The organism is Rhizobiales bacterium NRL2 (genome assembly GCA_001664005.1).
In the GTDB taxonomy this organism is placed as follows: Bacteria; Pseudomonadota; Alphaproteobacteria; order Minwuiales; family Minwuiaceae; genus Minwuia.
The window spans coordinates 4,151,144-4,165,983 of the sequence record CP016093.1 but is presented as its reverse complement, the minus strand read 5'-3'; the positions used below and the strand labels follow the sequence as shown (position 1 = coordinate 4,165,983).

The 14,840-nt window shown below is 67.7% G+C and carries 14 protein-coding genes, 1 tRNA gene and 1 pseudogene; 4 read left to right on the top strand and 12 right to left on the bottom strand.

The features are described 5' to 3' along the window. Positions 1–57: 57 nt before the first annotated feature. A complete protein-coding gene (locus TEF_19480) occupies positions 58–1,560 on the bottom strand; it encodes an FAD-containing monooxygenase EthA (protein ID ANK82732.1) in 1,503 nt (500 codons plus the stop codon). 157 nt (positions 1,561–1,717) lie between these two features. On the opposite strand from TEF_19480, the gene TEF_19475 reads away from it, so the two are divergent. Beyond that, positions 1,718–2,188 (top strand): hypothetical protein, encoded by a 471-nt coding sequence (locus tag TEF_19475; protein ANK82731.1) that lies wholly within the window; start codon positions 1,718–1,720, stop codon positions 2,186–2,188. A gap of 9 nt (positions 2,189–2,197) precedes the next feature. Here the strand turns inward: TEF_19475 and TEF_19470 are convergent, their stop codons facing one another. From TEF_19470 to TEF_19420, 11 genes are all read right to left on the bottom strand, one after another. After that, positions 2,198–3,091 (bottom strand): alpha/beta hydrolase, encoded by an 894-nt coding sequence (locus TEF_19470; GenBank protein ID ANK82730.1) that lies wholly within the window; start codon positions 3,089–3,091, stop codon positions 2,198–2,200. 77 nt (positions 3,092–3,168) lie between these two features. Continuing rightward, complete coding sequence (locus TEF_19465) at positions 3,169–3,936, bottom strand: hypothetical protein (GenBank protein ANK82729.1); 768 nt, start codon at positions 3,934–3,936, stop codon at positions 3,169–3,171. A 36-nt stretch (positions 3,937–3,972) separates the two neighbouring features. Then, a complete protein-coding gene (locus TEF_19460; GenBank protein ID ANK82728.1) occupies positions 3,973–4,761 on the bottom strand; it encodes a hypothetical protein in 789 nt (262 codons plus the stop codon). A gap of 60 nt (positions 4,762–4,821) precedes the next feature. Then, entirely contained in the window at positions 4,822–6,162 is a 1,341-nt protein-coding gene (locus TEF_19455) for a hypothetical protein (protein ID ANK82727.1), read from the bottom strand. Then, positions 6,159–6,677: a hypothetical protein gene (locus TEF_19450; protein ID ANK82726.1), complete on the bottom strand. Its 519-nt coding sequence runs from the start codon at positions 6,675–6,677 to the stop codon at positions 6,159–6,161. The genes TEF_19455 and TEF_19450 overlap by 4 nt, the downstream gene beginning before the upstream one ends. Positions 6,678–6,785: 108 nt before the next feature. Beyond that, positions 6,786–7,823 (bottom strand): hypothetical protein, encoded by a 1,038-nt coding sequence (locus TEF_19445; GenBank protein ID ANK82725.1) that lies wholly within the window; start codon positions 7,821–7,823, stop codon positions 6,786–6,788. 174 nt (positions 7,824–7,997) lie between these two features. Then, positions 7,998–9,209 carry a hypothetical protein gene (locus TEF_19440; GenBank protein ID ANK82724.1) on the bottom strand — a complete coding sequence of 404 codons (1,212 nt, stop codon included), beginning with the start codon at positions 9,207–9,209 and terminating at the stop codon, positions 7,998–8,000. Between the two features lie 201 nt (positions 9,210–9,410). Further along, a complete protein-coding gene (locus tag TEF_19435) occupies positions 9,411–9,734 on the bottom strand; it encodes a hypothetical protein (protein ANK82723.1) in 324 nt (107 codons plus the stop codon). Between the two features lie 152 nt (positions 9,735–9,886). Next, positions 9,887–11,518, bottom strand: coding sequence for a hypothetical protein (locus TEF_19430; GenBank protein ANK83616.1), 1,632 nt, complete (start codon positions 11,516–11,518; stop codon positions 9,887–9,889). 179 nt (positions 11,519–11,697) lie between these two features. Then, positions 11,698–12,054 (bottom strand): hypothetical protein, encoded by a 357-nt coding sequence (locus TEF_19425; GenBank protein ID ANK82722.1) that lies wholly within the window; start codon positions 12,052–12,054, stop codon positions 11,698–11,700. A gap of 114 nt (positions 12,055–12,168) precedes the next feature. Continuing rightward, positions 12,169–12,243 (bottom strand) — tRNA-Val (locus TEF_19420). A 218-nt stretch (positions 12,244–12,461) separates the two neighbouring features. Here TEF_19420 and TEF_19415 point away from each other — a divergent pair. From TEF_19415 to TEF_19405, 3 genes and pseudogenes are all read left to right on the top strand, one after another. Continuing rightward, complete coding sequence (locus TEF_19415; GenBank protein ANK82721.1) at positions 12,462–12,587, top strand: 50S ribosomal protein L36; 126 nt, start codon at positions 12,462–12,464, stop codon at positions 12,585–12,587. A 23-nt stretch (positions 12,588–12,610) separates the two neighbouring features. Further along, positions 12,611–13,249 (top strand): hypothetical protein, encoded by a 639-nt coding sequence (locus tag TEF_19410; GenBank protein ANK82720.1) that lies wholly within the window; start codon positions 12,611–12,613, stop codon positions 13,247–13,249. Between the two features lie 30 nt (positions 13,250–13,279). Beyond that, a pseudogene (locus TEF_19405) lies at positions 13,280–14,766 on the top strand (glycolate oxidase subunit GlcD). Positions 14,767–14,840: the final 74 nt, after the last annotated feature.

The window sequence follows — 14,840 nt, the reverse complement described above, 5'->3', positions numbered from 1 at the left end:
CCTCGGACTCGGTCCGAAGGCGGGCCGGTCATGCCACCCCCCGCGCGCCATGTGGGACTACCGGTAGATCAGCACCCCGTCGTCCAGTTCGGCCACCGGCAGGACGTCCTTCTCGGCAAAGTAGTCGTGCTCGAAGCGCCAGGGGTCCTTGTCGCCCTGTTTCGGCAGCAGGTGCAGCGAGCGCGTGACGTAGCCGGGATTGAAGTTCTCCGGGTCGATGAAGGGGCCGAAGTTCATGCCCCGGTCCTCGTCGCGGAGCGTCGGCACGACCATCTCCGCGCCCTTGTCCGCCATGTGGTTCAGCAGCCGCGTGACGAAGCCCGAGATCAGGTCGGCGCGCAGCGTCCAGCTCGCCCGGAAATAGCCGAAGACCCAAGCCATGTTCGGCACGCCCGAATACATCACGCCGCGATAGGTCACCGTGTCGGCAAAGTCGAGCGGCCGGCCGTCGATCTCGATCTCGATGTCGCCCAGGATGCAGAAGTTGAAGCCCGTCGCCGTGACGATGATGTCGGCCTCCAGCTCCTCGCCCGATTTCACGCGGATGCCGGTCTCGGTGAAGCTCTCGATCTCGTCGGTGACGATGGCGGCCTTGCCCGCCCTGATCGCCGTGTAAAGGTCGCCGTCGGGAATCAGGGCGAGGCGCTGCCGCCAGGGGCGGTAGCTGGGCGTCAGGTGGGTTTCGTAATCGAAGTCCTCGCCGAGATACTCCTTCGCCGCGCCGAGCAGCTGGTTCTTCAGGAAGTCGGGCTGCGTGAAGGAGAGCGTCTGGATCATGCGCTGGTCCTTCAGGATCTTCTGGCGGACGATCTCGTGGATCCACTCCTGCGGGATGTCGAGTTCGCGGAGCTGCGTGGCGAGTTCGTTCTCGTTGGGCCGGGCGAAGAAATAGGTCGGCGAACGCTGCAGCATGGTGATGTGCGCCGTCTTCTCCGCCATCGCCGGGATCAGCGTCGCCGCGGTCGCGCCGGAACCGATGACGACGACCTTCTTGTCCGCGTAGTCGAGGTCCTCGGGCCATTCCTGCGGATGGACGATCTGTCCCTTGAAGCGGTCCTGGCCGGGGAAGTCCGGCTTGTAGCCTTCCTCGTGACGGTAATAGCCCTGGCACATCCACAGGAAACTGGCCGAGAAACGGCGGATCTCGCCGGTCGCCCTGTCGAGCACCTCGACGGCCCAGCGCTTGTCCGCGCTCGACCAGCGGGCGGCCGTTACCTGATGGCGGAAGCGGATGTGGCGGCGGATGTCCTGCTCGTCGAGGGCCTCGTCGAGATAGCGCATGATCTTGTCGGCGGTGGCGATCGGCTTGTCGACCCAGGGTTTCCAGGAATAACCGAAGGTGAACAGGTCGCTGTCGGAGCGGATGCCGGGATATTTGTGCGTCAGCCAGGTGCCGCCGAAGCTCTCCTGGTTCTCCAGCAGGACGAAGCTCTTGTCCGGGCAGTGCTGCTGCAGGTGGTAGGCGGCGTCGATCCCGGAAATGCCGGCGCCGACGATCAGCACGTCGAAATTCTCGACGGCTGCATCGGCGTGCCGGGCGGGCGCGGCGGTGACGTTCATGGGCTTCGCTCCCCCGAAGACGGACTTACGTTTGCGTCAACGGGATAATGCCATCGGCCGGCGCACGCAAGTTGATCTCGGTCAAGGCGGCCGCGAATGGACAGACCGGGCAGGGCGGCCTAGCGTTGCCGCCTTCATTTCCTGGGGAGGAAGCACGATGTCATTCGAAGACCTGATCGGCCGCATGGGTGATGCGGTGTGCCGCGGCGCGTTCGAGGAGGCCGCCGCCTGTTTCACGCCGGACGGCGTCTATCACGACGATTTCTATGGCGCGTTCGAGGGCAGGGCGGAGATCGCGCGCCTGTTCTCGGATTTCTTCCACCGGGACGGGGAGAACTTCCGCTGGACCTTCCACGAGCCGGTGGCGCAGGGCGGCGTCGGCTATGCCCGCTACCTGTTCAGCTGGGATTCGAAGCTGCCGGATTCGAAGGGCGTGCGCGCCGGGTTCGAGGGCGTCTCGATCTGTCACCTGAAGGACGGGCTGATCGCCAGCTACGAGGAGGTCGCCGCCACCCAGACGGCGCGGCACATGATGGGTTTCCCGGCCCTTAGGCTGGCGCGGCTGGTGGAGCGGGAGACGCGGCGGCTGCTCGGGCGCGCTGACATGAAACCCCATCTGGACCGCTGACGGTTCGGGTCAGGCGGAGGCCATCGCGCGGGCGTCGAGTATCGCCGCCGCCCAGTCGCTTGGACGTTCCTGGGGCAGGTTGTGGCCGGCATTGTCGAAGAAGCGGTGCTCGTGCGGGCCGGTGAACTTGGGCGCATGGGCGGAGGTGTCGGCGGCCAGAGGATCGGCGGTGCCGTCGATGGTGATTGCCGGAACCACGATGTCGGGCTGCTTCGCCAGTTGCGCTTCGATGTCGGCGACCGTCGGGTCGCCGTCGACCAGGCCGTAGCGGTGGCGGTAGGAGTGAATGACCACGTCGACGAAGTCCGGATTGTCGAAGCTCGGCGCCGAGGCCTGGAAGGCCGGATCGCCGAAATACCAGGTCGGCGACCAGGTGCGCCAGAGATAGCGGATGACGTCGCGGCGGTTCTCCTCCAGCCCGCGCCGACCGCGATCCGAATGGAAATAGTACTGGTACCAGAGCTGCGCCTCCAGCCAGGCGGGGCCGGGCTCCATGGCGCGGGCGATGTGCTGGATATTGTAGGAATTGCCCGACACCAGCGCGGTCACCCGTTCCGGCCAGAGCGCCGAGACCACGCAGCAGGCGCGCCCGCCCCAGTCATAGCCGGCGAGGACCGCGCGCTCGATCTCCAGCGCATCCATCAGCGCCTTCAGATCGGCGCCGAGCGCGGCCTGCTCGCCCGAGCGGGGCGTGTCGCCGGACAGGAACCGCGTCGGGCCATAGCCACGCAGCCAGGGCACGATCACCCGCGCGCCCGCATCGGCCAGGATCGGCGCCGACTGCCGGTAGGCGCGCACGTCATAGGGAAAGCCGTGTCCGAGAATGACCGGCCAGCCATCGGCCGGTCCGAATTCCCGGTAGGCGACCCGGAGGACGCCCGCATCGATCATGTTCTCCGTCATGAGGCGGAAACTAGTTCCGTCGTCCCGGACCGTCGAGCGTCAATGCGAAGGATTCTCAGCGAAGCGGTCCAGGCCCATTACTGTGCCGTCCAGCCGCCGTCGACCATGATCGTGGTGCCGGTGATCAGCGCCGCGGCCGGCGAGGCGAGGAAGACGACCGCGCCCACGACGTCCTGCACCTGACCGAAGCGGCCCATGGGGATGCGCGCCAGCAGATCCGGCCCGTAGACGGGGTCGTTCAGCCGGTCGGTGGTCATCGGCGTCTCGATCGCGGTCGGGCCGATGGCGCAGACACGGACACCCTTCGGCGCCAGCTCCAGCGCGATCGACTTGGTGAAACCCTCGACGAAGTGCTTGGTGGCGGCGTAGACCGAGTTGGTCGCGCGGCCGACCTTGCCGTAGGTCGACGACAGGTTGATCATCACGCCGCTCTGCTGGCGCTCCATGATGCGCGCCGCGCCCTTGGCGACCAGCACCATGCCGCGGCAGTTGACGTTCAGCATGCGGTCCAGGTTCTCGACCGGGATCTCGGCGACCGGATGGACCGTGCTCATGCCCGCGTTGTTGACCAGCACGTCGAGCCGCTCCAGCCCTTCGAAAAGTGCCTCGATCTGTTCGGGTTCCGAGACGTCGCAGGTCTCGGCCCGGGCCTTGCCGCCAAGCGCCTTAATGTCGGCGACCAGTTCGTCCAGTTCGGAGCGGGTCCGCGAGACGCAGATCACCTCCGCGCCCGCCTCCGCCAGCGCCTGGGCGCAGCCGCGCCCGATGCCGCGGCCGGCGCCGGTGACCAGCGCCGTCATGCCGTCGAGGCGCATGGAGGGCAGTATGCCCTTCCTCTCCGTCATGGCCGTCCCTCCCTGTATGGTGACCGCTTCATTCTGTCAGACCGCGTAGCCGCCGTCGAAGAGCAGGCTGTGGCCGGTGATGAAGCTGCCGACCGACGACGAGAGATAGACGGCGGCGTCGCCCACCTCGTGCGCGGAGGCGAAGCGGCGCAGCGCGGTGTTGTTCTTCATCGCCTCGACGAACTTGTCGGAGACCTGCTCCCTGATCCGGTCGAACAGGCCGGCGTCGATCACGCCGAGCTGGATCGCGTTGGCGCGGATGCCGTAGCGGCCCTCCTCGCGGGCGATGCCGCGCACCAGCGCCTCGATGCCCGCCTTCGGAACGGTCGACAGGATGTCGCGCGGCGGATGGCGGGGAATGCCGGCGGACGTCAGCGCCACATAGGATCCGCCCTGCTTGCGCAGGTGGGGCAGGCTGGCGCGGAACACGCGGTAGAAGCCGTTCAGGTCGCCCTCGATCGTGCGTTCCCACTCGTCGGGGTCGATGTCGCCGACATAGGCCATGGTGATGTCGGCGCCGACAGCGAAGACGACGGTGTGGATGGCGCCGAAGCGCTCGGCCACATCGTCGAAATAGCGGACGACCGCGTCCCGGTCGGAAAGGTCGAGCGGCGCCGCGTGGCCCTTCCGGCCCGCCGCCTGGATCGCGGCCACGGCGTCGTCGGCCTTGGCCTTGTTGTTGCGGTAGGTCAGCGCGACGTCGGTGCCGTGCGCGGCGAGCCGCTCGCAGCAGCCGCGGCCGATGCCGCCCGAACCGCCGACCACGACGGCCACGCCCTCCGGATAATGCGGGGTCCCGCCCGCCTTGATGACTTCCTCGGCCATGTCTTCACTCCTCCCCGGTTCGTTGTTTCCGGCGTCCGGCCCTCCCCGGCCGGGCGCAGCCTACATGTGGCCCGGCAGCCAGGTCGCCAGCCCCGGGAACAGCAGCACCAGCAGCAGCGCCAGGATCATCACCACGACATAGGGCAGGCACGACATCCAGATGTCGCGGACGCCGACGCGGTTCAGAACCTCGCAGCCGGGCGTGCCCTTGATCTGCTCGATGATCCCCTTCAGGTAGAACAGGTTCATGCCGAAGGGCGGGGTCACATAGCCGATCGCCACCGCGATCATCAGCATGACGCCGAACCAGACGGGATGGATGCCCATGGATTCGACCACCGGCATCATGATCGGCGTGACGATGAAGATGATCGCTGCGCCATCGATGAACATGCCCAGCAGGATCGCCAGGCCGAGGAAGATCAGAAGCGTGCCGTAGACGCCGACGTCGATGCCGACCATCAGGTCGGAGATCATCCGCGCCGATCCCGAGAACTGCAGCAGGCGTGAGAAAAGCGCGCCGCCGACGACCAGGGTCAGAACCATCACCGAAACCTGGCCTGCGTCGGCCAGCATCTCCCTGAGCGCACGGAAGTTCAGCCGGCCCATGCCCAATGCGATCACCAGCGTGCCGAGCGCGCCGATGCCCGCGGCTTCCGACGGTGTCGCCACGCCGCGCCAGATGCTGCCGAGGACCACGGCGATCAGCACCATCGGCAAGGCGATACGGCTGGTCGCGATCAGCTTCTCGCGCATCGGTGGCCGATCCTCTTTGGCCAGCCGCGGCGCCAGTTCGGGGTTCATCGTGCAGCGGATCAGGATGTAGATGCAGAACAACACGGCGATCAGAAGGCCGGGCACGGCTGCGCCGAAGAACAGATGGCCGACCGGAATGCCGGTGAAACCGCCCAGCAGCACGCCGATCACGGTGGGCGGAATCAGGACGCCCAGCGCGCCGCCCGGCGGCAGGCCGCCGATGGCGAGACGGACGTTGTAGCCGCGGCGGAGCATCTCCGGAATGGCCAGCACGCCGAGGACGAGGACGGCCGTGCCGCCGATGCCGGTCATGGCTGCGATCAGCGCGGCCGCCGCGACCGTGCCGATGGCCAGTCCGCCGGGCACGCCGGCGGTCCAGTGATGGATCGCCTCGTAGATCAGGTTGCCGATGCCGACGCGGTAGAGCGCGATCGCCATGAAGATGAACAGTGGCGCCGCGATGAAGATGTCGGTCGTGGCGGTGTCGAAGATGGTCGACGGCACCATGCCGAGCGCCCGGTCGCCGTGCAGGATCAGGATCCAGATCAGCGAGATGCCGATCAGGGAGAAGGCGACCGGAAAGCCCGTCGCCAGGAACAGGATCAGGTTGGCGAAGATCAGGACGGTGATCAGTTCCGGGCTCATCGTCCGCCCTCGCCGCTCTCGTCTTCGGCGCCGCGGAAGACGACGCGCAGGTCACGGATCAGCTTCGCCACGCCCGTCAGCAACAGGACCGCGCCGCCCAGCGGTATGGCGAACTTGATGGGCCAGAGCGGCGGGGCCAGGATCGTGGGCGCGGTCTGGCCGCGCTCGAAGGCCTGGTGGAAATACTCCCAGCCGGTCCAGACGATGATCACCGTGATCAGGAAGAAGACCGGTGCGTAGAGCACGTCGAGAATGGCGCGGCCGCGCGGCGGAAGCGCCCCGGTCAGTATGTCGACGCGCACATGGGCGTCGCGGCGGTAGGCCTCGGCGACGCCGAACATGAGCAGCAGCATCATCAGCTGCACGTTGACATCCCACGCCCAGATGGTCGGGCTGTTGAAGAGGTAGCGGGCCGCCACCTCGAAGCCGACGATCAGGGTCATTGCAAGCAGTGTCCAGGACGAGATCACCGACATCCAGCCGCTGATCCTGTCGATCGACTTCAGCCGATCCATCGGGCCATTCTCCAGGATTGGGGACATCCGGAACGCCGGCCGGTTCCGGGGCCGGCGGCCGGAACGGTCCGGCGGCGGCCACGCGGGCCGCCGCCGAAGCCGGTTGCGTCAGTCGATCTGACCGAACTCACGCTGCTGCTGCTTCACGATCTCGACGCCCTTGGCGGCGAGTTCGGAACGCTCGGCGATCTTGTTCCACATCTCCACGGCGATCCCGTTCAGCCGCGCCTGCTCCTCGCCGGAGAGTTCGAGCAGCTTGACGCCGTCGCGCGCCAGCACGCCGATGTTCTTGGCCTCGACCACCCGGTAGTCCATGGCGCCGGCCAGGTTGCCGTAATCGACGGCCATGTTGATCACGTTCTGGAGGTTCGGCGGCAGGCTCTCCCAGGTGTCGCGGTTGAACAGCCAGTGCCCGGCGCCGGCGTTCAGGTTCGGCTCCACGATCGCGGTCTTCAGGAACTCCTGGAGGCCCTGGGCGACGATGGCTTCGGCGCCGTAGATCAGACCGTCGATGGTGCCGAGCTGCAGCGCGGAGTAGAGCTCACCGCCCGGAATGACCACTGCAGATGCGCCGAGCTGCTGCGCCATCTCGCCGTAGACGCCGAGCGCGCGCAGCTTCATGCCCTTCAGGTCTTCGAGACCGCTGATCTCCTCGCGGGTCGCGATGACGTATTCCAGCCCGATGATCGAGGGGAAGTGCTTGACGTTGAAGCGGCTCTCATAGGCCTCCGCGATGACTTCCTTCAGACCGCGGTTGTAGTAGGCGTCATAGGCTTCGTAGGTCTCGCCCCAGGCCAGCGGCAGGCCGATCTCGATGTCCCCTTCGGGGATGTCGCCAACGTAGAACGCACCCCAGCTGTGGCTGATGTCGATGATGCCCTGGTCGGTGGCGTCGACCATGCCGGCGACCGAGGTCAGGGCGCCGGAATCATAGTTCTCGAACTTGATGCAGCCGTCGGACCACTTCTCGACGCGCTCCTTGAAGCCGGCGCCGACCTTGTTGTAGAGCGCCAGCGTCGGCGGATAGGCGTTGTGGTACTTCAGCGTGAAGACCTCGTCGCATTCGGCGCGGGCCTGCGAGACGCCGACGACGACAAGCGCCGCCGCGAACGCCACCGGCGCGATATTCCTGATCAGGGTCTGCATGTCTTCTCCTCCCCGTTGTGGGCTTGGCGCCCGTTGCACGAATGCCGGCGACCGTCGCCGGCCTCTGACGCTTCGGCACCCGACCGCGTTCCCGCCGCGCCGGCCCACCGTTCCCCCACGAACGATGCGCCGCGGCGGTTGCCGCCGGCTCCTTGCGTCCGGTCGGTGTCTCCGTCAGCGGCCCCCTGCCGCCGTCCGGATCACGCCGGCCGTCTCCAGCGCGTCGATGCGCGCCGTGTCGTAGTCCAGCCACTCGCGCAGCACCTCGGCGCTATGCTCGCCCAGCATCGGCACCTTGTGCACCGCAGGCAAGGGGCTGTCGGAATAACGGATTGCGGGCCCCGCCACCGGTAGGCGTCCCTGGCTGGCGTGCTCCACCTCGACGATGTGTCCCCGATGCTGCAATTGCGGGTTCTCGGCGACCTCGGCGATGGTCGCGACCCGCGCCGCCGGCAGGCTCATCGCCATCAAACGGCGTTCGACCTCCGCGGCGTCGAACTGCATCATCCAGTCGGCGATGATCTTCTCGATCGCCTTTTCGTTGGCGACCCGGTTGTCGATGTCGGCGAAGCGCGGATCCTCCAGCAGTTCCGGCATCCCCATCGCCCTGGACAGCTTGGCGAACTCGCCGTCGGTCCAGGCGGTGATGTGGACGAACCGGCCATCGGCGCACTCGAAGCAGTGCGACGGCACGGAAACCGGGTTCTTGTTGCCGCGCCGGGTCCGGACCTGACCGAGATGGAGGTACTCCGGGATGGCTGTCATCAGCAGGCTGGTCGCCGCGTCCAGCATGGAGACGTCGACCCACTGGCCGCGGCCGGTACGCTCGCGTCCCTGCAGCGCGGTGACCGCGCCGATCACGGCGTGCAGGCCGGTGAGATAGTCCGTCACGACCGTGCCGCAGACCGTGGGCGGGCCGTCGGGCGACCCCGTCAGCTCCTGGAAACCGGACAGCGCCTGGATCACCGGATCGTAGGAGGCGCGTTTGGCCCAGGGCCCTTCCTGGCCGAAGCCGGAGACCCGTACCATGATCAGCCGTGGATTGATTTCCTGCAGCGTTTCCCAGCCGAAGCCCATATCCTCCATCACGCCGGGACGGAAGTTCTCCACCAGGATGTCGGCCCGGGTGACGAGTTCCCGCAGCACCGCCTTGCCGTCCTCGTTGCGCAGATCGACCGACAGGCTGCGCTTGGCGCGGTTGATGGTCATGAAAAACATGCTGTCGGGCTTGCCGACCTTGGAATCGGCCATGCGCATGCCGTCGCCGGTCAGGCCCTCGACCTTGACCACGTCGGCGCCGGAATCGCCCATCATCTGGGTCGCGTGCGGACCGGCGGCGAAGCGCGTCAGGTCGAGGACGCGGATTCCCTCCAGCGGCCCGCTCATGCGCCGCCTCGTTCAGGCCGGCCGCAGCCGGCCGGCGTGTCTGCAAAATCAGTCATCGAATGCCTCCCCGGCCGGGCCATTACGCGGCCCGGCGCGGGCGGAGTATGCCAAAGGACGGCGCCCGATGCCATGAAAGGATGACAATGCTGACCCGCGAGTAGAAAAATCAGTCTCGCGCGTAGCCCGCACGATCGCGGCGGTTCAGTCGGTGAAGGTCCACTGCCCCAGTTCGCAGAGGTCGGTATCGTACTCCTCGAAGACCTCGCCGTCGGCGAAGACCGCGCGGATGTCGTAGGCGCAGTGATCCTGGCCGTCCTCGATGGCGACCTCGACCTCGTTGCCGGCCGGCAGGACGTAGCCGTCCGGGATCAGATTGTCCGTCCAGCGGGACGCATCGGGCGGTGAGACATGGAACTCGACGATGTCCGCGCTGCTCTGGTTGATGAGAAGGAAGTAGAGATTCTCCGCGCGGGCCCCGAACGAGACCAGCGCCGTCAGGCCCATGACAATGATGAGCGTTCGCATTTCCTTGAACCTTCCGGTCTGGAAAGAGATGGCGGGAATGCCCCGGACTGCACACCGACCGGGGCGCGCCATTAGGTGGACCGGACGCGCGGAAACACAAGCGGAATGCGCAGGGACCGCCGCACTGCCGGCGCGGCGGTCCCGCGGCCGCGTCAGGCGGCGTCCAAGGCGATCAGTTCATAGCCCGGAAAGCCGTTTTCCAGTTCGGCGTAGCAGGTCTCGTTGTAGCGCTTGAAACCGCCGCGATAGACCATGTAGCGGCGTGGCTTGCCCGGCACGTTGGCGCCGTTGTACCAGCTGTCCGTGGTCAGGGCGCCGGGCACGCGCCTGGCGTAGCGCAGGGTCTCGTCGGCCCAGAATTCCTGGGATTCCGCCCTGGGATGAAGCGCCGGCCGGCCGTTCTCCTCCAGCCAGGCGACGGTGTCGAAGATGAAGTCGACCTGCTGCTCGGCCAGGGTCGCCATGTTCGACAGCACCGACGGCGACATGGCGCTGGACGGCAGGAACAGGTTCGGGAAGCCGTGCACCATCGTCCCCAGATAGTTCACCGGCCCGTCCGCCCAGACGTCGTTCATCCGTACGCCGTCGATGCCGGCGATGTTCATGGCGCGGACCGGGCCGGAAAGCGCGTCGAAGCCGGTCGCGTAGACGATCACGTCGAGTTCGAACGTCTCCTCCGAGGTCACGATGCCCGCCGGCACGATGCGTTCGATCGGCGTATCCGGCAGGTGCACCAGCCGGACATGGGGCTGGTTGTAGGTCTGCAGGTAGACGTCGCTGCGGCAGGGCCGCTTGCCGCCATAGGGGTGGTCCCAGGGCACCAGCCGCTCGGCGGTCCAGGGGTCGTTTACCTGCTCCAGCATCCGCTGTCGGATGAACGCGGAGATCGCCTCGTTGGCTTCCGGCGTGTGGGCGTCGAGGAAGGCGAGCTGGACATAGTCGCCCTCCCAGGCCTTCCAGAGCTCGCGCTCCCGGCCTGCCTCGTCCAGGTCGCTGAAGCGCAGGTCGCCCATGCTGGGCGGGTAGGTGCCGCCATAGGTCTCGCGCATGCCCTGCCGCACCGCCTGCGGATCCTGGCGCAGGCCGGCCACCTTCTCCGGGTCCATCGGGCCGCCGCCGGTGGGCGTCACGAAGTTCGCCGTGCGCTGGAAGACCACGACCTCGCTGGCGACCTTGGCGATCTCGGGGATCGCCTGCACGCCCGACGAGCCCGTACCGATGACGCCGACGCGCTTGCCGCGGAGGTCGACCTCCCGGTCCCTGGGCCAGGACGAGGTGAAATAGGCCTCGCCGGCGAAGCTGTCGACACCCTCGATGTCGGGCGCCTTGGGCTGCGACAGCGCGCCCACTGCGAGGACGAGATAGCGGCAGAGGACTTCCTCGCCGCCCGAGGTGCGGACCCGCCAGAGCCCGGATTCTTCCATGAACTCGGCGCCGGTGACCCGGGTCTCGAAGGTGATGTCGCCGATGACGCCGCAGCGTTCGGCGACGAAGCGGAGGTAGTTCTGGATCTCCGGCTGTTCGGCGCAGATGTCCGACCAGCTCCATTCGCGCACCACCTCGTTGTCGAAGAAGTAGGCGTAGGAATAGCTGTCGACGTCGCAGCGCGCGCCGGGATAGGCGTTCCAGTACCAGGTGCCGCCCACGTCCGAGGCGCTCTCGAAGCCGCGGACGCTCAGGCCCCGCTGCCGCGCCGTCCACAGCGCGTAGATCCCGGCGAAGCCCGCGCCCACCACGACCACGTCGCAGTCGGGACGCGTGGCGGCATTTGCATGTTCGGTCATGATCTCTCCCCGTTTCCCGCCGTCCCGGGCGCCGCTTCCGGCGGCCGCAGCCGCAATCCCCGGCATGTCTCCCCACATGCCGGCCGGACAGCGCCCTGAACGAATGTTCCCGATATCTAGTCCACGGCGCCCAGGATTTGAACGGCGATTTCCGGGCACGTGGCCCGCGGGCGTCGCTGTCAGCCGGCTTTCTCGATCAGCCCGGCCAGCAGGCGGCGGTGGCAACGCTCGGCGGTCTCGCAGGTGCAGAGGACGGTCAGCCGCCGGCCCGCCCGCTCGCTCAGCCAGTTCAGGGTGCGCAGGTGGGAGGTCTGGCCCTTCATCTCCTCGCGGTAGCGCTTCGCGAAGGCCTGCCAGGTGATCTCTTCATCCCGGAAGGCGTGCAGCAACTCGGTCGACGGCGCCAGATCGGGCAGGTAGAGGTCGGCCGCCTCCCGTTTCAGCCCGCGCGGCCAGTAACGCGTGGCGACAATGCGCACGCCGTCCCGCTTCGCGTCGGGCGGGTCATAGGCGTTCTTCTCGTAGCGGACAGGCATGGTATCGCTGCCTCGTCTTCGTGCACGCGAACCCCATCATGCTAGCGCGGATGGCCGGGTTGCGCGACGGATGCAGATCAGGCCGTCGATCGATTGGCAATGGTTGGGGATAAATGGTGGGCGCGGCTGGGATTGAACCAGCGACCCCTACGATGTCAACGTAGTGCTCTCCCACTGAGCTACGCGCCCCCAAGGGTCTCCCCCGGCGCGGCCGGGACCGGCGGGGCGAGAGCGGTTCTATAGCGATGCCGCGCGGCCCCTGCAAGGGGGTTTCCGGCCCGTTGCGCACAAGCCGCGCCGCCGCAGCCGCCCTGCGGTTGACAGCCCCCGGCCGGCCCACTAGAAAGCGCGACTTCCGAACATTCGCGACGGCTGCCCCATGGCCGGGCGCCCCACGGAGAGAGACGATGAAGGTTCTGAGCTCGCTGAAGTCCGCCAAGTCGCGCGACCGCAACTGCCGCATGATCCGCCGCAAGGGCCGGATCTATGTGATCAACAAGCGCAACCCGCGCATGAAGGCCCGCCAGGGCTGACGCCGCCCGGGCCCGCGCGGCCCATGGCCGCCGCCGCGGATGCCGTCCGCGGCAACCCCGTCGACACCGTCCTGTTCGATCTGGGCAATGTCCTGATCGCCTGGGATCCGCGCCATCTCTACCGCCGCCTCTTCGCCGGACGTCCGCGGGAGATGGAGCACTTCCTCTCGGTCGTCTGCACGCCGGCCTGGAACGCGCGGCATGACGCCGGCGAGCGCTTCCAGGACAATGTCGCCGCGCTGGCGGCGCGCCATCCCTGGTATGCCGACGAGATCGAGGCCTTCTGGACCCGCTGGCCGGAGATGCTGCCCGGCGCCATCGAGGGCTCGGTGGCGCTGCTGGAGCGGCTGAAGGCCAATGACGTCCGCCTGCATGCGCTGACCAACTGGTCGGCGGAAACCTTTCCCTTCGCGCTCGAGCGCTTCGGCTTTCTCGGCCATTTCGGCCATATCGTGGTCTCTGGCCAGGTCAAGCTGATCAAGCCCGACCCGGCGATCTTCCATCACGCCGTCCGGGCCTGCGGGCTCGAGCCGCGGCGGACGCTGTTCGTCGACGATTCGGCGGCCAACATCGCCGCCGCCGAGCGGCTCGGGTTCCGCGTCCATCACTTCCGGGATCCCGGGAACCTGGAGCGTTGCCTCGCGGGCCACGGCCTGTTGTAGGATGGCCCCCGCAGCAAGGGAGCCCGAACCATGCAGATGCCGGAACCCGATCAGGCCGCGCTGAGCCAGCGCAGCGAACTGGTCGCCCGATTCCGCGAATTCCTGCCGTCCGACAGCGTCGTCGTCGACGAGGCGGCGCTGCGCGCCTTCGAATGCGACGGGCTGACCGCCTACCGCCAGCCGCCGATGATCGCCGTGCTGCCGGAGACGACTGCCGAGGTGAGCCGCATCCTGACGCTCTGCAAGGCCGCCGGGGTCAAGGTGGTGCCCCGCGGCGCCGGCACCTCGCTCTCGGGCGGCGCGCTGCCGCTGGCCGACGGCGTGCTGCTGGGGCTGGCCAAGCTCAACCGCGTGCTGGAGATCGACTACCCGAACCGCGCCGCCGTGGTGCAGCCCGGTGTGACCAACCTCGCCATCAGCCAGGCGGTGGAGGGGAGGGCTTCTACTACGCGCCGGACCCGTCCAGCCAGATCGCCTGCTCCATCGGCGGCAATGTCGCCGAGAATTCGGGCGGCGTGCACTGCCTGAAATACGGCCTGACCACCAACAACATCCTGGGCCTGGAGGTCGTGCTGATGGACGGCGAGGTGATCCGCCTGGGCGGGCGGCACCTGGATCAGCCGGGCTATGACCTGATCGGCGTGCTGACGGGCTCGGAGGGTCTGCTGGGCGTGGTCACCGAGGTCACCGTCCGCATCCTGCGCCGGCCCGAGGTGGCCCGCGGCCTGCTGGTCGGCTTCGACAGCGTCGAGGCGGGCGGAGCCTGCGTCGCCGACATCATCGGCGCCGGCATCATACCGGCCGGCATGGAGATGATGGACCGGCCGGCCATTCACGCCGCCGAGGCCTTCTGTCATCCCGGCTATCCGCTGGATGTGGAGGCGCTGCTGATCATCGAGCTCGACGGGCCGGCGGTCGAGGTCGATCACCTGACGGAGATCGTGCGCGGGCTCTGCGAGAAGCGCGGCGCGGTCTCGCTCCGGGTCAGCACCTCGGAGGCCGAGCGGCTGAACTTCTGGGCCGGCCGCAAGGCGGCCTTTCCCGCGGTGGGGCGGATCTCGCCGGACTATTACTGCATGGACGGTACGATCCCGCGCGCCCGGCTGCCCCACGTGCTGGCCCGCATGACGGAGATGAGCGAGAAGTACGGCCTGCGCGTCGCCAATGTCTTCCACGCCGGCGATGGCAACCTGCATCCGCTGATCCTCTATGACGCCAACGAACCGGGCGAACTGGAACGTGCCGAGGACTTCGGCGCCGACATCCTGCGGCTCTGCGTCGAGGTGGGCGGTGTGCTGACCGGCGAGCACGGCGTCGGCGTCGAGAAGCGCGACCTGATGGGGACGATGTTCACCGAGGTCGACCTCAACCAGCAGCAGCGGCTGAAATGCGCCTTCGACCCCGACGGCCTGCTCAATCCCGGCAAGGTGTTCCCGACGCTGCACCGCTGCGCCGAGCTCGGCCGCATGCACATTCATGGCGGCAAGATGCCGTTCCCCGACCTGCCGCGTTTCTGATGGTTCTGACTCTGATATTCCCGCGTCCTGGGCGGCGCGCAGCGCCGATCCGGGACCCACGCCAGAGCCTTTCC